15 protein-coding genes and 1 tRNA gene are annotated in these 17,746 nt (G+C 71.5%); 9 read left to right on the top strand and 7 right to left on the bottom strand.

What is annotated here, in order from left to right; translation table 11 throughout:
- The first annotated feature begins 41 nt into the window (after positions 1 to 41).
- On the top strand, positions 42 to 1,829 hold the full coding sequence (locus BJY16_RS08330; RefSeq protein ID WP_185038507.1) for an NHL domain-containing thioredoxin family protein: 1,788 nt from the start codon (positions 42 to 44) through the stop codon (positions 1,827 to 1,829).
- A 120-nt stretch (positions 1,830 to 1,949) separates the two neighbouring features.
- Here BJY16_RS08330 and BJY16_RS08325 read toward each other — a convergent pair whose 3' ends face one another.
- Positions 1,950 to 2,702: a LamB/YcsF family protein gene (locus BJY16_RS08325; RefSeq protein WP_185046334.1), complete on the bottom strand. Its 753-nt coding sequence runs from the start codon at positions 2,700 to 2,702 to the stop codon at positions 1,950 to 1,952.
- A 120-nt stretch (positions 2,703 to 2,822) separates the two neighbouring features.
- On the opposite strand from BJY16_RS08325, the gene trhA reads away from it, so the two are divergent.
- Positions 2,823 to 3,500, top strand: a complete 678-nt coding sequence (gene trhA / locus BJY16_RS08320; protein WP_185038506.1) for a PAQR family membrane homeostasis protein TrhA — start codon at positions 2,823 to 2,825, stop codon at positions 3,498 to 3,500.
- A gap of 102 nt (positions 3,501 to 3,602) precedes the next feature.
- Here trhA and BJY16_RS08315 read toward each other — a convergent pair whose 3' ends face one another.
- The gene (locus tag BJY16_RS08315; RefSeq protein WP_185038505.1) at positions 3,603 to 3,887 is read right to left on the bottom strand and encodes a DUF6458 family protein; all 285 of its coding nucleotides are present in this window, start codon (positions 3,885 to 3,887) and stop codon (positions 3,603 to 3,605) included.
- Between the two features lie 98 nt (positions 3,888 to 3,985).
- Between BJY16_RS08315 and BJY16_RS08310 the strand changes: the two genes are divergently transcribed.
- A complete protein-coding gene (locus BJY16_RS08310) occupies positions 3,986 to 4,504 on the top strand; it encodes a SixA phosphatase family protein (protein WP_185038504.1) in 519 nt (172 codons plus the stop codon).
- Positions 4,505 to 4,513: 9 nt separating this feature from the next.
- On the opposite strand, the gene BJY16_RS08305 is transcribed toward BJY16_RS08310, so the two are convergent.
- Positions 4,514 to 6,991 carry a S8 family serine peptidase gene (locus BJY16_RS08305; RefSeq protein ID WP_185038503.1) on the bottom strand — a complete coding sequence of 826 codons (2,478 nt, stop codon included), beginning with the start codon at positions 6,989 to 6,991 and terminating at the stop codon, positions 4,514 to 4,516.
- Between the two features lie 164 nt (positions 6,992 to 7,155).
- Entirely contained in the window at positions 7,156 to 9,012 is a 1,857-nt protein-coding gene (locus BJY16_RS08300; RefSeq protein WP_185038502.1) for an acyl-CoA dehydrogenase, read from the bottom strand.
- 288 nt (positions 9,013 to 9,300) lie between these two features.
- On the opposite strand from BJY16_RS08300, the gene BJY16_RS08295 reads away from it, so the two are divergent.
- Complete coding sequence (locus BJY16_RS08295) at positions 9,301 to 9,453, top strand: hypothetical protein (RefSeq protein ID WP_185038501.1); 153 nt, start codon at positions 9,301 to 9,303, stop codon at positions 9,451 to 9,453.
- On the opposite strand, the gene BJY16_RS08290 is transcribed toward BJY16_RS08295, so the two are convergent.
- Entirely contained in the window at positions 9,450 to 10,577 is a 1,128-nt protein-coding gene (locus tag BJY16_RS08290; RefSeq protein WP_185038500.1) for a PP2C family protein-serine/threonine phosphatase, read from the bottom strand. The two genes, BJY16_RS08295 and BJY16_RS08290, sit on opposite strands and share 4 nt — an antisense overlap.
- 124 nt (positions 10,578 to 10,701) lie before the next feature.
- Between BJY16_RS08290 and BJY16_RS08285 the strand changes: the two genes are divergently transcribed.
- Positions 10,702 to 11,244 (top strand): phosphoribosyltransferase, encoded by a 543-nt coding sequence (locus BJY16_RS08285; protein ID WP_185038499.1) that lies wholly within the window; start codon positions 10,702 to 10,704, stop codon positions 11,242 to 11,244.
- A 291-nt stretch (positions 11,245 to 11,535) separates the two neighbouring features.
- Here BJY16_RS08285 and BJY16_RS08280 read toward each other — a convergent pair whose 3' ends face one another.
- Complete coding sequence (locus BJY16_RS08280; protein ID WP_239177472.1) at positions 11,536 to 11,877, bottom strand: YciI family protein; 342 nt, start codon at positions 11,875 to 11,877, stop codon at positions 11,536 to 11,538.
- Between the two features lie 148 nt (positions 11,878 to 12,025).
- Here BJY16_RS08280 and BJY16_RS08275 point away from each other — a divergent pair, with 148 nt between their 5' ends.
- Positions 12,026 to 12,499, top strand: a complete 474-nt coding sequence (locus BJY16_RS08275; RefSeq protein WP_185038498.1) for a YcxB family protein — start codon at positions 12,026 to 12,028, stop codon at positions 12,497 to 12,499.
- A gap of 218 nt (positions 12,500 to 12,717) precedes the next feature.
- On the opposite strand, the gene dcd is transcribed toward BJY16_RS08275, so the two are convergent.
- Positions 12,718 to 13,296 (bottom strand): dCTP deaminase, encoded by a 579-nt coding sequence (gene dcd, locus BJY16_RS08270; RefSeq protein WP_185038497.1) that lies wholly within the window; start codon positions 13,294 to 13,296, stop codon positions 12,718 to 12,720.
- 102 nt (positions 13,297 to 13,398) lie between these two features.
- Between dcd and BJY16_RS08265 the strand changes: the two genes are divergently transcribed.
- From BJY16_RS08265 to BJY16_RS08255, 3 genes are all read left to right on the top strand, one after another.
- Entirely contained in the window at positions 13,399 to 13,905 is a 507-nt protein-coding gene (locus BJY16_RS08265; RefSeq protein WP_185038496.1) for a pyridoxamine 5'-phosphate oxidase family protein, read from the top strand.
- 63 nt (positions 13,906 to 13,968) lie between these two features.
- Positions 13,969 to 14,039, top strand: a tRNA-Gly gene (locus BJY16_RS08260).
- An 879-nt stretch (positions 14,040 to 14,918) separates the two neighbouring features.
- Entirely contained in the window at positions 14,919 to 17,744 is a 2,826-nt protein-coding gene (locus BJY16_RS08255) for an ATP/GTP-binding protein (RefSeq protein ID WP_185038495.1), read from the top strand.
- Positions 17,745 to 17,746: the final 2 nt, after the last annotated feature.

Below are 17,746 nucleotides of genomic sequence, written 5' to 3'. Positions count from 1 at the left end.
CAGCCCGCAAGCTGGTCCGCGCGCTGAGGCACCATGGTCGGATGACTTCTCGCGTACGTGCGCCCGAACTCAAGGGCCGCGGCTGGCTCAACACCGGTGGGAAGGCCCTCACCCTGGCCGACCTTCGGGGCAAGATCCTCCTGCTGGACTTCTGGACGTTCTGCTGCATCAACTGCCTGCACGTCCTGGACGAGCTGCGCCCGCTGGAGGAGAAGTACGGCGACGCCCTGGTGGTGATCGGCGTGCACTCCCCGAAATTCGAGCACGAACGCGATCCGCAGGCGCTGGCCGCGGCGGTGGAGCGCTACGGCGTGCACCACCCGGTCGTCGACGACGGCGACATGCACATCTGGCAGCAGTACGCCGCGAAGGCCTGGCCCACCCTGGCCGTCGTCGACCCGACCGGCTACCTGGTCGCCTCGATGGCCGGCGAGGGCCACGCCGAGGGGTTGTCCCGGCTGATCGACGAGCTGGTCGCCAAGCACGAGGCGGACGGCACCCTGCACCGCGGCGACGGGCCGTACGTGCCGCCGCCCGCCCCGGCCGGCCTGCTGCACTTCCCGGGCAAGGCGATCGAGCTGCCCGACGGCAACCTGCTGGTCTCCGACTCGGCCCGGCACTCGATCGTCGAGCTGGCCCCGGACGGCGAGACCCTGATCCGCCGTTTCGGCGACGCCCGGAAAGATCCGTTCAACGAGCCCCAGGGCCTGGCTCTCCTGCCGCCGGAGACGGCCGCCATCGCCGGTTACGACGTGGTCATCGCCGACACGGTCAACCACCAGCTGCGCGGCCTGAACCTGAGCACCGGCGAGATCACGCTGGTGGCCGGCTCCGGCCGCCCGTGGCGATCCACCGTTGACGACCACCCGCACGACGCTCTCGCCGCCGACCTGTCCTCGCCCTGGGACCTGGCCTGGTTCGACGACAAGGTGATCATCGCGATGGCCGGCATCCACCAGCTGTGGTGGTTCGACCCGATCCAGCGGACCGTCGGCGTCTACGCCGGCACCACGGTCGAGGCGCTGCGGGACGGCCCGATCCCGGATGTCTGGATGGCCCAGCCGAGCGGTCTGGCCGTCCAGGGCGACCGCCTGTGGATCGCCGACAGCGAGACCTCGGCGCTGCGCTACATCGAGGCCGGCGTGCTGCACACCGCGGTCGGCCAGGGGCTGTTCGATTTCGGTCACGTGGACGGCCCGGCCGACCAGGCGCTGTTCCAGCACCCGCTCGGCGTCGGTGTGCTGCCGGACGGCTCGGTGCTGGTCGCGGACACCTACAACGGCGCGGTCCGGCGCTTCGACCCGGCCTCCGGGCAGGTCTCCACGGTGGACTCCGGGCTGGCCGAGCCGAGCGACATCCTGGTCACCGCGGCGGGCGAGGTGCTGGTCGTCGAGTCGGCCGCGCACCGGCTGACCCGGCTCGCCCCCGGCGCGGTCACGACGGTCGCCGGTGAGCGGCACAAGACTGAGCGCCCGCCGTCGCACCTGGCCCCCGGCCAGGTCACCCTCGACGTGATCTTCACGCCGGCGCCCGGGCAGAAGCTGGACAGCCAGTTCGGCTCGCCGGTGCGGCTGACCGTCTCGGCCTCGCCGGCCGAGCTGCTGCTCGACGGCGAGGGCACCACCACCGAGCTGTCCCGCACGCTGGTGCTCAACCCCGCCGTACCGAAAGGGGTCCTGCAGGTCGTCGCGCAAGCCGCCACCTGTGACGTCGACGCCGAGTTCGGCGCCTGTCACCTGACCCGGCAGGACTGGGGCGTGCCGGTGGTCGTCGACAGCGACGCGCCCGACCGGCTGGCGCTGGTGCTGCGCGGCCTGGACGCGGGCTGAGCGGCCGCCCGAGGGCGAAAGCGCCGACCCGCCGACTGAGCGGCCGCCCGAAGGCGAAGGCGCCGACCCGCCGGCTGAGCGATCACCCGAAGCGAAAGCGCCGACCCGCCGACTGAGCGGTCACCCGAGGGCGAAGGCGCCGACCGTGACCCGCTCGGCCAGCCCGGCCCGGACCGCCCGGGCCAGCTCGACCGCGCCGGGGGTGTCCCCGTGCACGCAGATCGACCGGACCCGGCAGGCGATGACCGAGCCGTCGGCGGCGACCACCTCGCCGTCGGCGGCCATCCGGGTGGCCCGGGCGACCACCGCGGCCGGATCGTGCACCAGCGCGTCCGGCTGCGAGCGCGGCACCAGCCGCCCGTCCGGCCGGTACCCGCGGTCCGCGAACCCCTCCGCGACCGCGGTCAGCCCGGCCGCGGCGGCCCGCTGGAACAGCACCGATCCGGGCTGGCAGAGCACCGGCAGCGCCCGGTCGTAGGCGGTCACCGCGGCGACCACCGCGTCCGCCTGGCGTTCGTCGACCGCCGCGGTGTTGTAGAGCGCGCCGTGCGGTTTGACGTAGCGCACCCGGTCGCCGGCCGCCCTGCAGAACGCCTCCAGGGCGCCGATCTGGTAGAGCACGTCGTCGCGCAGCTCGCCGAACTCGTAGTCGATCCGCCGGCGGCCGAACCCGGCGAGATCGCGGTAGCCGACCTGGGCGCCGATCGCGACGCCCCGCCCGATCGCCGCCCGGCAGACCCGATGCATGGTGGACGGGTCGCCGGCGTGGAAGCCGCAGGCCACGTTCGCCGAGGTGACGATGTCGAGCAGGGCGTCGTCGTCGCCCAGGCGCCAGGCGCCGAAGCCCTCGCCGAGGTCCGCGTTGAGGTCGATCGAGCTCATGGCACCTCACCGTAGTCGGCACCTCGCTGACCGGTGGAAACCCTCGTCCTTGGCCAACCGTATCCGGCATCACTACCCGCTGGTAACCTACGGTGTCGTAACCTGGAGCGCGTGACGACCTCAGCCCCGTTCCGGATGAAGCCGACCGACCTCGGCAAGCCGCGACTACGCGGCCGGTTGCATCAGTACGCGTTCTTCGTCGCCGCGGTCTGCGGCATCGTCCTGTGCTCGATCGCGCTCAGCCGCCCGGGCATCGCGCCGTTCATCAGCTGCCTGATCTACAGCATCACGGTCTGCGGCCTGTTCGGCACCAGCGCGCTCTACCATCGCCGGGTCTGGAGCGAGCGCGGCTACCAGATCATGCGCCGGATGGATCACTCGATGATCTTCATCTTCATCGCCGGCACCTACACCCCGTTCTGCGTGTCCCTCCTGGACACCCGCACCGCCGAGTGGATGCTCGGGCTGGTCTGGGGCGGGGCGATCGGCGGGGTGGCGCTCAAGGTGATCTGGCCGCATCTGCCCCGCTGGGCGGGCGCCCCGCTCTACGTCGCGCTCGGCTGGGTCGCGGTCGCGATCATCCCTGACGTGCTGCACGTCGGCGGCGTGACCTGCCTGGTGCTGATGCTGGTCGGCGGCTTGATCTACACGGTCGGCGCGGTGTTCTACGCGCTGCGCCGGCCCAACCCGTGGCCGACCGTTTTCGGACACCACGAGTTCTTCCACGCCTGCACGCTGGTGGCCGCGATCTGCCACCACATCGCGATCTACTTCGCTCTCTACGCCTAGGGCCGCTGCGGCAAACGGCCCGGCGGTTCGCCGCCGGGCCGTTTTTTGCGCCTTTTGCGTACGGGGTAAGCGCCGATCCTCGTCGGCCTCGCCCGCCGGAGGTCAGCGGTACGCCGGCGGCGGAGGCGGCGGGACGTCGTCCTGGCGCATCTCGCGGTACTCGCTGGCGTAGGTCGCACCGGCCACCGGCGCGCCGCCGGTCGTCCGGGTGACCACCGTGCGCCGCCGGCTGTTCCAGAACCACAACGTGGTGACCAGCCCGACCAGCCCGGCCGCCATCAGGATCCAGCCGATCACGCTGATGTCCAGGCCGCTGATGTCCGCGTTGACGGCGAACGCCAGGATCGCCCCCAGAGCGAGCAGGAAGATGCTTGCGCCGATGCCCATCGGGCCCTCCTCGGTTGGTGCCGTTTCTACGACCACGGTGAATACGTCGATCGAGGCATACCCGTACGTGTGAGTTCCCAATCAGGCAAGCTGTCCTAATGACCTTGCGGACGCTGATCCTGCTACGCCACGCCAAAGCGGAGACTCCCGGCGAAGTACCCGATTTCGACCGGAGCCTCACCGAGCGGGGAACCTCCGACGCGGACGCGGCCGGCGCCTGGCTGGTCGACGAGCGACTGCACCCGGACCTGGTGATCTGCTCCCCGGCCAAGCGCACCCGGCAGACCTGGCAGGCCGCGTCGGTGGCGCTGGCCCAGGGCGACCGGGCGCACGGCGCGCCCGAGGTGCACTACGCCGACCAGCTCTATTACGGCGGCCGGACCGAGGTCTTCGACCTGCTGCACGCGGTGCCGGAGACGACCCGCACGATCCTGCTGGTCGGGCACAACCCGACAGTGTCCGAAGTGTCCGCCCTGCTGATCCCGGACGACCAGTGGGACGGCCTCGCGGTCGAGCTGAAGACCGCGGGCCTCGCCGTGCACACCAGCGAGGCCCCGTGGTCCGAGGCCCAGCCGAAGGGAATGCGCCTGTCCCGCCGGCACACCGCCCGAGGCTGAGCCCTCCGGCTACTTGCGGTACCAGGTGCGGGTCGTCGTGTACTTGACGTTGCCGAGCTTGTCGTAGGCCCGGACCTGCACCTTGATGGTCTTCTTCTGCTTCTTGGCGTTGACGCTGAGCACGTAGCCGGCCTTGGTGTCCGTGGCGACCACCTTGCCGTTGACGAGCAGCTCCACCCGGGCGATCCCGGACGCGTCCGAGGCACTCACGGAGACCTTGACCGTGCCCTTGACCTTGGCCTTGTTCTTCGGCGCCTTGGTGATCGACACCGACGGAGGGCGGTTGTCGACGATCAGCCGCTGGCTGTAGACGCGGGTGTGGCCGAACGAGTCGGTCAGCTTCCAGGTCAGATAGGCGTAGCTGTAGGCCGCGGTGGTCGGCACGCGGAACGAGTACGGCGCGGCCACGTCGGAGCCGTAGGACCGGCCGTTCACGAACAGCTCGACCGCGGCGTAACCGGAGGCGTCCCGGACCCCGTTCAGGGTGGCGGTAAACGTGCCGCGGACCCGGGCATCAGCCGCCGGCGCGAAGGACGTGGCCGTCGGGCCGTCCCGGTCGACCGTCACCGTCCTGCTGGTAGTCGACTGGTTGCCGACCTTGTCGGTGAGCCGCCAGGTCAGCTGGACCGGCCCGGAGGGCACGCCGGTCACCGGGATCTCGTAGGGCGCGGTGCTGGAGCTGCCGGCCGGCACGCCGTTGACCAGCAGCTCGACGGTCGCGACGCCGCTGGCGTCGCTGGTGCCCTCGGCGGTGGTGGTGAAGTCGCCGCCCAGGACGGCGCCCGCCTCCGGGCGGAACCCGTAGATGACCGGACCCTGCGCGTCGACCCGCACGGACCGCTGGAGCGTGGTGTCGTTGCCGGCCTTGTCCCGGACCACGACGGCGAGGTAGCCCGCGTTCGGCTTGATCTTGCCCACCCACCGGGTGGTGCCCTGGAGCTGCTGCAGCGTCGCGCCGTCCTGGCCGAACATCGTGGCGATGTCGGTGTCCGTCGTGGTGACGACCACATCGGCCGGAGAGGCCACGAGATCGCCGTCCTGCGTCGGCGTGAGCAGCGTGGCGACCGGGGCGGCCGTGTCCACCTGGACGGTGACGACGTGTTCGGCGGTGTTGCCGCCGTGGTCGGACACCCGGACGGTGATCGGCAGGGCGCCGTTGAAGCCGGCCGGCGGCGTCAAGACGGTCCCGGAGCCGATGGTGTGCACGCTCGCCGCCACCTGACCGTCGATCAGATAGTCGACGCGGTCGACGGCGTGGTCGTCGGTCGCGGCCGGGGTGACCAGCACCCCACGAGCCGGCACCAGCTGGCCCTCGGTCAGGCCGGTCGAGGTCAGCACCGGCGCCACCGTGTCGGTCGCACCGAGGTCGGTGAGCACACCGGGCGCGGTGATCCGGGGCGCGTGACCGGCCGGGTAGTCGGCGGTCAGCGGCAGGGCATTGGCCTCCACCGCCTTGCGCACCTCGGTCAGCGACGCGTCCGGCTTCACCGAGAAGCCGAGGGCGACGATGCCTGCGGCCACGGCGGTCGCCGCCGAGCTGCCGGCCAGGTAGGTCGGCTCGCCGGCCGCGTTCACCGCGCGGGCCATCCCGTTGACCGAGACGTCGACCCAGTGGTCCGTCGGGCTGTTCCGCGGGTAGGCCGCGCTGACCGTGCTGACCGCGAGCGCCGGCTCGTAGGCCGCCGGATAGTTCCGGGCGGTGGTGGAGTTGTTGCCGGCCGAGGCCACCACCATGGCGCCCTTCGCCGAGGCGTGCTCGACCGCGTCCCGCAGCAACTGGCTCTCGGTCATCGTGCTGAGCGAGGCGTTGACCACCCGGGCGCCGTGGTCGGCCGCCCAGGCGATGCCGGCCGCCGTGTCGGCGGTCGTCCCGACGGCCGGGTCGGCGCCGTTGTCGTGCAGCACCCGCACCGGCATGATCAGGCACTCGCCGCAGACGCCGGGCGCACCGAAGTCGTTGCCCCGGGTGCCGCCGATGACAGTGGCGGCCATCGTGCCGTGGCCGTCGTCGTCCGAGGCGTCGGTGTCGCCGTCGACGAAGTCGTACCCGGCGGTCAGCCGGGACACTGGCAGGTCGCGGTTGACCGTCACACCGGTGTCCACGACGGCCACGGTCACGTCGGGACTGCCGGACGTCCAGGTCCACGCCTCGGGGAGGTAGGACGTGACGATCGGCGCGCTGATGGTCTCCTCGTTGGCCCGGACGACGCCGTCGACCTCGGCGTACCGGACGTGTGCCGGATCGGCGGTCAGGCTCTCGATCATGCCCGTGGCGGCGCTGGCCGGCACCTGGACGGAGATCGCCCGCAGCGCGGTGATCGACTTGTGGCTGAGCGCCTTGTCGCCCAGCGCGGCCAGGACCGCCGCGGCGTCCGCGGTATCCACCAGGCCGATGTTGAGCCGTACGGCCTCCTCGGCGCCGGCGGCCGGAGCGGCTGCCATGCCGACCAGCAGGCCGGCGACGAGACATGACGAGATGATCCGCACCGATGCCCCCGCAATCGATCGACACGAGTATTTGCCAAGATCATACGTTTGCGTCGTGACGGTGGCGTAACCCCGTACGGTAAAGATCTGGGCACGACGAAGGCCGGCGGACGCCCTTGTCCGCCGGCCTACGTCTTTTTCAGGAGAGTGGGAAAAGCTCTAGGTCAGAACACGTCCTCGGACAGGTCCATCAGGTCCAGGTTGGTGTTCTCGATGATCCGGCGGTCGGAGCCGATCCGCGGCAGGATCTCCCGGGTGAAGAAGCGGGCCGCCGCCACCTTGCCGGTGTAGAAGTTCTTGTCGGCCTCGGACAGCTCGCCGTTCAGCGCCCGCAGCGCCACCTCGGCCTGGCGCAGCAGCAGCCAGGCGAGGATCACGTCGCCCAGGGCGAGCAGGATCCGGCGCGAGGTCAGACCGATCTTGTAGAGCTCGCGGGCCTCGCCGCCCTGCACCGCGGCCAGCCAGCCCATCGCCACGCCGAGGATCTGCTGCATCTCGCCGAGCGCCTTGCCCAGCGCCAGCCGCTCGTCCTTGAGCTGGCCGTTGCCGGCCTCGCTCTCCACGAAGCCCTGGATCTCCGAGGCGACCGTGCCGAGCGCCCGGCCGCTGTCCTTGACGATCTTGCGGAAGATCAGGTCGAGGCTCTGGATCGCGGTGGTGCCCTCGTACAGGGTGTCGATCTTCGCGTCCCGGACGTACTGCTCCAGCGGGTAGTCCTGGAGGAAGCCGGAGCCACCGAAGGTCTGCAGCGACTCGTGGCCGAGCAGCTCGTACGCCCGCTCCGAGCCGACGCCCTTGACCAGCGGCAGCAGGAAGTCGTTGACCTTCGCAGCGATCTTCGCGGCCTTCTCGTCGCCGGCCGCCTCGGCGATCGCGACCTTGTCCTGCCACGACGCCGTGTAGATCACCAGGGCGCGCAGGGCCTCGGAGTACGACTTCTGCAGCATCAGCGAGCGGCGTACGTCCGGGTGGTGGGTGATGGTGACCCGCGGGGCCGCCTTGTCACCGTTGGAGACCAGGTCGGCGCCCTGGACGCGGTTCTTCGCGTACTCCAGCGCGTTCAGGTAGCCGGTGGAGAGGGTGGCGATCGCCTTGGTGCCGACCATCATCCGGGCGTACTCGATGATCATGAACATCTGGCGGATGCCGTCGTGCTTGTCGCCGAGCAGCCAGCCCTTGGCCGGGGTGCCGTGCTCGCCGAAGGTCATCTCACAGGTGTTGGAGACCTTCAGGCCCATCTTGTGCTCGACGTTGGTGGCGTAGACGCCGTTGCGCTCGCCCAGCTCGCCGGTCTGCGGGTCGAAGTGGTACTTCGGCACGATGAACAGCGACAGACCCTTGGTGCCCGGGCCGCCCACGCCCTCGACGCCCACCGGACGCGCCAGGACATAGTGGATGATGTTGTCGGTCAGGTCGTGCTCACCCGAGGTGATGAACCGCTTCACGCCCTCGATGTGCCACGAGCCGTCCGGCTGCGGGATCGCCCGGGTGCGGCCGGCGCCGACGTCCGAGCCGGCGTCCGGCTCGGTCAGCACCATGGTCGAGCCCCACTGCTTCTCGACGAAGAGCTTGGCCCACTCCTTCTGCTCCGCGGTGCCCTCGGTGTGCGCCACGTGGGCGAACGAGGGGCCGGACGCGTACATCCAGATCGGGGCGTTCGAGCCGAGGATCTGCTCGGCGATCGCCCACCACAGGGTGCGCGGGGCGAACGTGCCGCCCAGCGAGCCGGGCAGGTCCAGCCGCCAGAACTCGGAGGCCATGAAGGTCTCGTACGACTTCTTGAACGACTCCGGCAGCGGCGCGGTGTGCGTCGCCGGATCGAAGACCGGAGGGTTCCGGTCAGCGTCGGTGTAGCTGGCCGCGAGGTCCTCGCGGGCCAGCCGGTTGACCTCGGCGAGCACGTCACGTGCGGTGTCCGCGTCGATCTCGTCGAACGGCGCCTGACCGAACGCCTTGTCCGCTCCGAAGACCTCGAACAGGTTGAACTGGAGGTCCCGAAGGTTGCTCTGGTAGTGAGTCATGGTGTCTGGCCCGCTCTCCGAACGCGAGTTACCCGTCAGTAACTAGCACTGTATTACTGATCGGTAGGCACCGACAACCCGGGCAGCGTTTTGTGTCGAACTCACCTGCCAGGGGACCCTGTCCGTCGGATCGAGGGCCAAACGTCTCCGATCAGGTGGTCACCAGTACAGCCGTTCGGCCATTTGCCTACTTCGACACGGGAACCACGTATCGCCCACCGATGAGGCTCGTTGCTCCGAATAGACAGCGGAGAACATTTCGCCGCACGCATCGAGGGGGGCGTTGCCATGTTCGCCACGATCAAGAGCCTGATTCCCGAGCCGCGTCAGGCGGGCCAGCCGCGCAACTACATCGGCCGGCACCGTCTGCCCGAGCCCGTCCCACCGCTGCCCGCGCCGACCTCGCCGGCCCCGGGCGAGCCCGAGGACAACGCCGCCTAACTCCCGGCGGCGCCGACTTCCCAGCTGGGTACGGGCACGGACGCACCGGCGTCCGGACCGGCGTACTCCAGCAGGACCAGAGCAATGTCGTCCTCCAGGCGGCCGTGCACCCAGTCGACCAGCGCGGTCTCCAGGGACGCCAGCCCGTCGCCGACCGTGCCGTGGCCCAGCAGGCGCCAGGCGCGGTCGGCGGTGGGGAAGAACTCACCCTCCCGGCGGGCCTCACCCAGGCCGTCGGTGAAGAGCAACAGCCGGTCGCCCGGCTCCAGCCGCTCCACCCGCGCCTTCACCTCGGGCATGAACCCGAGCGGCGGCGCCGGGGCCGGCGGCTCCAGCGGGATGACCAGCCCGCGGCGCAGCAGCAGCGGCGCCGGATGTCCACAGTTGACGATGGTGAGCGTGCCGCCCCGCTCCTCGACCAGGGCGGCGGTGACGAAGTCCTCGTCGCCCACGCTGCGGGCCACCGCCCGGTCCAGGTCCGCCACGATCGATTTCAGGTCGGCCCGCTCGTAGGCGACGTGCCGGTAGGAACCCAGGACGATGCTGGCCAGGCGGACCGCGTCCAGCCCCTTGCCGCGCACGTCACCGATGATGATCCGGACCCCGTAGGGCGTGTTCAGCGCCTCGTAGAGGTCGCCGCCGATGTCCGCGGCCGCGGTCGCCGAGATGTACCGCCCGGCCACCGCCAGCGCGCCGACCTGCGGGCCGATCGGGCGCAGCACCGCCTGCTGGGCCACCGAGGCGAGCTGCCGCAGCTCGGTGATCCGGTCGGCCTGCTGCTGCCGCTTCATCGCGCCGGCCACCGCGATCCCGGTGGCCAGCATGATGCCGAACAGGTAGACCATCCCGGCCGAGCCGGACGTGCCGGACTGGCCGACGAAGATCGCGCTGACCAGGGTGGCGATCACGCCGACACCGAGCACGTACTGCCAGGCGGCGAAGAGGGCGGCCAGCACCGGCGCGAGGGCGAGCAGGCCGGCGTAACCGACCTGGGTCCGGTCCGCGGACTCCACGGCGGACACGATCACGAGCAGCACGAAGGCCGCACCGAGTCCGGTGCGGTTCGCTGAACTCATCGGGCGGCGGCCCGGCGCGTTGGTAGGCATGGTTCCGCCGAACAGCATGCCCGATCGAGGTCACATCGGGCATCAACTTGACCCGTTGTCCGATCAGGTTCTGACCACCTGTCAGGTGCGGGGTCATTCGGTCGGTCCACGAGGGGCGGCGCGACGGTGACACGATGGCCCGGTGACCGACGATCTCCGTGACCGGCTGCGCCGCGCCTTCCGCTGGACCGACCCGGGCCCACCCAGCGATTATCTGGTCAGCGACCGGTCCGGCTGGTGGCGTGACCCGGTGATCCTGGACGGGCTCGGACCGGCGCTCGCCGATCTCTTCCGGTCCGACCGGCCGACCGTGGTGGTCTCGCCCGAGGTGACCGGATTCCTGCTCGGCCCGCTCGTGGCGCGCGCCCTCGGAGTCGGGTTCGTCGAGGCGTACCGGGCCGGCGCCCGCCGGGCCATCGCCGAACCGATGATCTGGGCCGAGGTCCCGGCCGACCACCGCGGCGACGTCCAGCAGCTCGGCGTCCGCCGCCGGCTGCTGGCCGACGACGACCGCGTCCTGGTGGTCGACGACTGGGCCGCGACCGGCGCCCAGGCGCGTGGCCTGCGCACCCTGCTCGGCGACCGCTATCTGGGCACCGCCGCGATCGTCGACGAGTGCCCGCCGCCGGTCACCGCCGAGCTCACCATCCGCAGCCTGCTGTCCGGCGCCGACCTCGACCCCTGACGCGACACCGCCCGACCCCGGACCGCGGCGCGCTTCCAGCCCGCCGCGCCCCACCGGACCCCGGCTTGGGTACGACCGGAGCACCCGCCCACCTCGACCATCCACTTGGGAAGCAGGATGCCGGCGTCAGCCCTGCTCCCCGGCGCGCTCAGCAGCCGAGTCGTCACCAAGCCGAGTCGCTCGCCGGCGGCATGCCCGGGTCGGGGCGCGCTCAGAGCGGGCGCGGCCGTCGGCGGGGTGCTCAGCGCGGACGCGGCCGTCGGCGAGGTGCTCGGCGGCCGCGCCGGGCGGTCAGTACTTGCGCTGGTAGCCGGCGAGGGCACCGCGGCTGATCTGCCAGCCGACCGCGGCGTAGGTGGCCAGGCCCTGCTGCACATAGGGATCCTGAGCGATCACCTCGTGCGCCTCGGCCTCGGTGTCCACATCCAGCAGGATGATGCCGCCCACCGGCGGATCCTGCCGCCCCGCGGTGACCGACAGCCCCCGCTCCTCCAGCCCGGCGACGAACGCGAGATGCGCCTCCCGAGCCTGGTCAACCTCAGCAAGCGGCTTCTGGTACGTCGAAATCATCAGATACACCGCGTCATCGTAGATCGCCCGTCCGGCCACCTCCCGTCCCGCGACCAAGCTCACCCGCAGACCCGTCCGGAGCCTGCGCCAGCCGCCCGATACGGCCCCGCGGAGTTCCGCGATACGAAAGAGGCGCGGCAAGCTCCGAGCGGAGCGGACCGGTGGCCGTCCGGATGGTTCAGTTTTGGGATGATCGGGATAGGTTTCCGGGGTGCAGATCCAGATCATCGCGGCGCCGGATCCGGGGCTGGTCGCGGCGGCCACGCGGCGGCGGTTGCGGACTCCGGTGCTGGTCGCCCGATGTGCGGGGTGGGCCCTGCTGGCGGTGACCGTGCTGGTTCAGGTGGCGACCGGGCTGCTGCAGCCGGGACTGCTGGCGGGCGGGGTGGTGCTCGCCGTGCTGGTGCCGGTGGTCCTGCTGAACCGGACGGCGCGACGGTCACTGCGGCACGGCCGGCTGACCACCTATGAGATCAGCGACGGCGGGGTGGCGCGGTCCAGCGAGGCCGGGCGGCACGCCTACGCGTGGCGGGCGTTCCGCAGCGTGGAGGCGCTGTCCGGGCAGTTGATGTTCGGGCTGCGCGGCGGCCGGTGGGTGCGGGTGCCGACGACCGGGTTGAGCCCGGCCCAGGTGGAGCAGGTCCTCGGGACCGCGTTCGCCCAGGGCCTCCGCGTGCACCGCTGATCCGCCGGCCTCCGCCGCACCGCTCACTTCCGGGGACTCCGCGTACACCGCTCACCTCCGGGCGGTGTGCGTTCACGCTTGCGGGCGAGCGTGCTCACGGCGTACCGAAATCGTCGTGGGCGGCTCGTGCCGGAGCGGACCGTGAGCGGGAGGCGAAGTTCATCCGTCCGGAGGACGGGCTGGCCGTGCGGGCCGGCGACAACCCGCACGGCGCGGGGTCAGCGGGTGGGCCAGGTGCGGAAGTTCATCGACGAGCGGCTCGGGGTCGGGCCGCGCTGGCCCTGGTAGCGGGAGCCGTAGACGGCGGAGCCATACGGGTGCTCGGCCGGGCTGGAGAGCCGGAAGATGCAGAGCTGACCGATTTTCATCCCCGGCCAGAGCTTGATCGGCAGGTTCGCCACGTTGGACAGCTCCAGCGTTACGTGACCGGAGAAGCCCGGGTCGATGAAGCCAGCCGTGGAGTGGGTGAGCAGGCCGAGGCGGCCCAGGCTGCTCTTGCCCTCCAGGCGCGCGGCCAGCTCCTGACCGAGGGTGATCACCTCGAGCGTGGAGGCCAGCACGAACTCGCCCGGGTGCAGCACGAACGGCTGACCGTCCTCGACCTCGACCTCGGCGGTCAGCTCGTCCTGCTGCTCGGCCGGGTCGATGTGGGTGTAGAGGTGGTTGTTGAAAACCCGGAAGAAGCGGTCCAACCGCACATCGATGCTGGACGGCTGCATGAGCGACGGCTCGAAGGGCTCGAGCGAGAGGCTGCCGGATTTGATCTCGGCCACCAGGTCACGGTCGGAGAGCAGCATCGCAACACCATACCGACCTGCGCTTTGCCGTCGTTTCGGTGGTTGTCCCCCGATCGGCGCGTTCGCTGGCCGTCTCGAACGTATGTTCGATAGAATGGCCGCATGGCTTCCTGGTCCGAATTCGCCGCCGCCGAGCCGTCGCTCGCCGCCGGCATCCGTGCGCTCCTGCAGCAGTACGGCCCCGGCATGGGCTACCTCGCCACCATCCGTCCCGACGGCGGCCCGCGAGTGCACCCGATCTCGCCGGTCTTCGCCGGCGCGGGGCTGTATTGCTTCCTGGTCAACTCGCCGAAACGCCGCGACCTGGAGCGCGACCCCCGCTATGCGCTGCACTCCTATCCGCCGGAGGAGAGCGACGACGAGGCCTATCTGTCCGGCCGGGCCATGCCGGTCCGCGACCCGCGCACCATCACGGCGATCGCCGGAGCGCTGCGCGCCTCGCCGGATGTCGACTGGCGGCTGTTCGAGCTGAGCGTCGAGTCGGCGACCCTGCGCCACCACGGCCCGTCCGGCGCGGTGCCGCTCGCCGCCGCCCCGCTACCGATTCCGATCGCCCAGACCTGGCGGGCACCCAGCAAGTTACCGCGCACCCTCGCCATGGCGGGCTGAGGCGGGCACATCGTGGGGTGGTTCCGCCACAGAGTCGGATAATCGGGTACAGTGATGCCCGCTGCGGGTGTAGTTCAATGGCAGAACATCAGCTTCCCAAGCTGACAGCGCGGGTTCGATTCCCGTCACCCGCTCGGAGTGGCGAGGGTCCTGTGTCCGCGGAGAGCGCGGACTGGGGCCCTCCTCGCATTTCTTGCCTGGGGGCCGAGCCCCCAGACCCCGCGTTACGGCGGTGACTGTTCGCCGGCCGGGTTCCGGATCGTTGGTGGCCTTCGCTTCGCTCGGCGGTCTCCCTGGTCACCACCCCGACGGAGAGCACCGCCAAGTCCCGCCTCGCCACCCAGCGCGTCTGACCACGCCGGACTCGCTCCTTTCACCGGCTGTCACTGGCTGCCTCCGGCGCCCCGCCTGCGCCCCGCCTGCGCCTCTCGCCCACCACCTCAGGCGCCACCGCCCGCGCCCTGCGCCGGGCGCACCCTGCGCGAAGCCGTCACGCGAGCACCAGTCCCGGCCGGTGCCGCCGTCGGCCAGCCCGCTCCGGGCCGCCACCCGCACCCATCGCTGGACGCGCGTCGCTGGCTGGTCGCCTTCTCGGTTCTGCGCTTGTGGTCAGGTCGCGGCGGCGGGCGGGGCGGCCGGGCAGACCGATAGGCGGCGGGCGGTGCCGCTGGACAGACCGATAGGCGGCGGGCGGTGCCGCTGGACAGACCGATAGGCGGCGGGCGGGGCGGCCGGACAGACCGATAGGCGGCGGGCGGTGCCGCTGGGCAGACCGATGGACGGCGGGCGGTGCCGCTGGGCGGATCGATGGGCGGCGCTCATGGCGTTCGATCTTGGGGGCGGATAAGATCCGCGGGACATTGGCGTGGGAACGGGGCAGTAGCGTCGCGGCCGAGGCGGGCGCGACTGTCTTCTACGGGGAGGCCGCGGTGCGGGGGAACGGGCGGGATCGGCGAGTGCTTCGGGCGGCGGTGGCTGCGGCGGGGGCATTCGGGCTGGTCACGACGGTTGGCATGAGTGGGCTGGGCAGCCCGGCTCTGGCCGCGGAGGCTAGCAGCGCGGCGCTGACCACGAGGACAGGCAGCGCGGCGCTGGCTGCGGGGTCCGGCAGTGTGGCGGCGGATGGCGCTGTCGTGGTGCCGGCGGCGGAGCGGGCCGTGCCGCGCGCCACCCAGGTGCTCAACGCGGGTGCGACCGGCTTCCTGTGGATTCAGGAGGGGGACGACCGGCTGTTCTGGACGGAGTATGCGACCGGGGTCACCACCGCGCTTCCGCAACGGCTGTCCGCGACCGTCAAATACGACGTCTACAACGGGTACTTCTCGTTCCTGGAGCAGTCGTTCCAGACCTTCCGGGTGGCGGACACCCACACCGACACCGTGGCGCTGTACTACCCCGCGCCGGCGCCGCACGTCGCGCTGACCGCGAAAGGGCAGACGCGGACCGTGGAGATCCCGGCCGGGCAGGAGTACCAGCGGGTCTTCGGCGAGACGGTGGTGACCACCGACGCGGCCGGGGTCTGGCACCTGCTCCGGGACGGCGCTGACACCGCGGTGACCGGGCTGCCGGACGGCGCCACCGACTTCTCCGTCGAGGACGCGGACGCCGCCGACTTCATCCTGCGGTACCGCTCCGACGAGAAAACCCAGTTCAGCATCGTCAACGTGGCCACCGGCGCGGCAACCCGGCTGCCCGACCGGTACGACGGGTCGGCCGACGACTGGGAGGTGTCCGGGTTCCGGCTGACCCCGGATTCGTTGCTGCGCCTACGCACCGGCCGGAGCTCTCTCGACGTCTACCGACGCTCGGACCTGTCCGCCCCGGTCCGGACCGTGGACAACGGCTCCATGGCCGTCTACGACAACGTGCTCGGCCTCACCGGGTCCACGCTGCTCGCCGTCGAGCCGGTCCACGCCAGCTCCGGCGACCACCGGGGCCGGGAGCTGTGGGCCCTTCCGGTCGACGACCCGGACGCCTCGTTGACCCTGGTGATGAACCCGGCCGCCGGTGAGATCACCCAGCTGCCGGACGGATCGGTGCTGGTGGCCGGCGCTGAGAAGTACCTCGCCGAGGGTGACCTCGACTGGGGCTTCTACCGGATCGCCCAGGGCCCCGGCGCCACCGTGACCCGGACCCGGGTCGCCGAGATCGCCCCGGCGCCCGCGCGGGTCTACGGGCTGGCGCTCGGCAGCGGCATCCTGACCAGGGCCACCAGCGGGTCCTACTACCACCCCGGTGACCAGTACGGCACCTACCAGAGCACCTGGCTGGCCACCAGCGGCGCACGGGACATCGTGAAGTCCACGGTGGACGGCTACGTCAACGGGCGGGACGGCAACTGTTCCACCGACGACGGGCCGCGCTGCGTCCGGATGTTCGCCGACGGGACCGGTTTCCACGGACGGACCGAGGGCGACTACTCCAACAAGACCGTGCTGCTGGCGAACGGAAGCACCGCCGGCGGGCCGAGCGTCGACACCAAGCTGTCCAGCCCGCAGCTGACCGACCTCTCCGGCCGCTGGGGCGTGGTCCGTTCCGGGACCGGCGGCTCGCCGTACCTGGTGGACTTCTCCGCCGCCACGTCGACCCGGCAGAACGCGACCGCCACCGCGGTCTGGGGCTCGCTGGTCTGGAACGCCACCGAGACCGGGCAGGTGACCGCGAACAACGCGGAGACCTTCACCACCCGGGACGACTGCGCGCCCGCCGAGCTGCAGGCCGTCGGCCGGTACGTCTACTACGCCTGCTCCTCGTCCGGCGGCGTCTACGACCGGGTCACCAAGGGGATCACCCCGGCCCCGACCGGCAACGTCCAGCTCGGCGACGGCTTCCTGGCGCAGTCCACCGACGCCGACGGCCTCAAGCTCGTCGACCTCGCCGGTGGCGCCGAGCGGGTCCTGGTCCCGGCCGCCGAGCTGCCGATGTTCAGCCGCCCCGGGTACGACTGGGCGGTGGACCGCTTCGGCGGCGGGGTCGCCTACGTCGACGCCACCGAGCGGGTGCACGTGCTGGACACCGGCATCCGGGCCGGCGCGCTGACCGCGATCGACTCGGTGCTGGTCGAGGGCCGGGCGACCTGGTGGCTGTCCAAGCCGGCCGGGTCCTGGCAGCTGACCCTCCGCAACGCGGCCGGCGCCACCGTCCGCACGCTGAGCGGCTCGGAGGCCCGTGGCTCGATCGCCGCGAGCTGGACCGACGCCGGGGTGGCGGGCTGGACGCTGACCGCGCAGCCGGCCGACGGGCAGGGCGCGGCGCTGAGCCTCTCCGGCGGCACGCCGCCGCCGGCCCCGGCGAACCCGCCGGTCAAGGCGACCAAGGCGCCGGCGATCAGCGGCACCGTCGCGGTCGGCACCACGCTGCGCGCCGCCACCGGCTCCTGGACCCCGGCACCGACCGGGTACGCCTACCGCTGGACCGCCAACGGCGTCACGATCAAGGGTGCGACCAGCGCCTACCTCCCGATCACCGCGGCCCTGCTGGGCAAGCGCCTGAGCGTCACGGTGACCGCGAGCCGGGCTGGTCACCCGTCCGGGACGGCGTCCTCGGCGCTCACCCCGGCGGTGGCCAAGGGCAAGGCGCCCCGGGCCACCACCCGCCCGAAGATCACCGGTACCGCGAAGGCCGGCCGGAAGGTGACCGTCTCGGCCGGCGCCTGGTCGCCGAGGGCGGACTCCTACCGCTACCAGTGGCGGGTCAACGGCAAGCTGGTCGGCACCGGGAAGACGCTGAAGCTGACGAAGTCGATGCGCGGCAAGAAGCTCACCGTGACGGTGATCGCCCGCCGGGCCGGCCATCTGGACGGCCGGTCCACCAGCAAGACGGTCACCGTCAAGCGCTGACG

The organism is Actinoplanes octamycinicus (assembly GCF_014205225.1).
GTDB classification, from domain to species: domain Bacteria; phylum Actinomycetota; class Actinomycetes; order Mycobacteriales; family Micromonosporaceae; genus Actinoplanes; species Actinoplanes octamycinicus.
The sequence above is the reverse complement of the archived record's forward strand: the minus strand, read 5'-3'. Positions and strand labels throughout refer to the sequence as shown.

Coding starts and splice junctions, on each gene's coding strand:
- BJY16_RS08290 (WP_185038500.1), bottom strand. CDS start 10,577: ATGCTGTTCGGCGGAACCATGCCTACCAACGCGCCGGGCCGCCGCCCG.
- BJY16_RS08300 (WP_185038502.1), bottom strand. CDS start 9,012: ATGACTCACTACCAGAGCAACCTTCGGGACCTCCAGTTCAACCTGTTC.
- BJY16_RS08315 (WP_185038505.1), bottom strand. CDS start 3,887: ATGGGCATCGGCGCAAGCATCTTCCTGCTCGCTCTGGGGGCGATCCTG.
- BJY16_RS08330 (WP_185038507.1), top strand. CDS start 42: ATGACTTCTCGCGTACGTGCGCCCGAACTCAAGGGCCGCGGCTGGCTC.
- BJY16_RS08310 (WP_185038504.1), top strand. CDS start 3,986: ATGACCTTGCGGACGCTGATCCTGCTACGCCACGCCAAAGCGGAGACT.
- BJY16_RS08265 (WP_185038496.1), top strand. CDS start 13,399: ATGGCTTCCTGGTCCGAATTCGCCGCCGCCGAGCCGTCGCTCGCCGCC.
- BJY16_RS08295 (WP_185038501.1), top strand. CDS start 9,301: ATGTTCGCCACGATCAAGAGCCTGATTCCCGAGCCGCGTCAGGCGGGC.
- BJY16_RS08255 (WP_185038495.1), top strand. CDS start 14,919: ATGAGTGGGCTGGGCAGCCCGGCTCTGGCCGCGGAGGCTAGCAGCGCG.
- dcd (WP_185038497.1), bottom strand. CDS start 13,296: ATGCTGCTCTCCGACCGTGACCTGGTGGCCGAGATCAAATCCGGCAGC.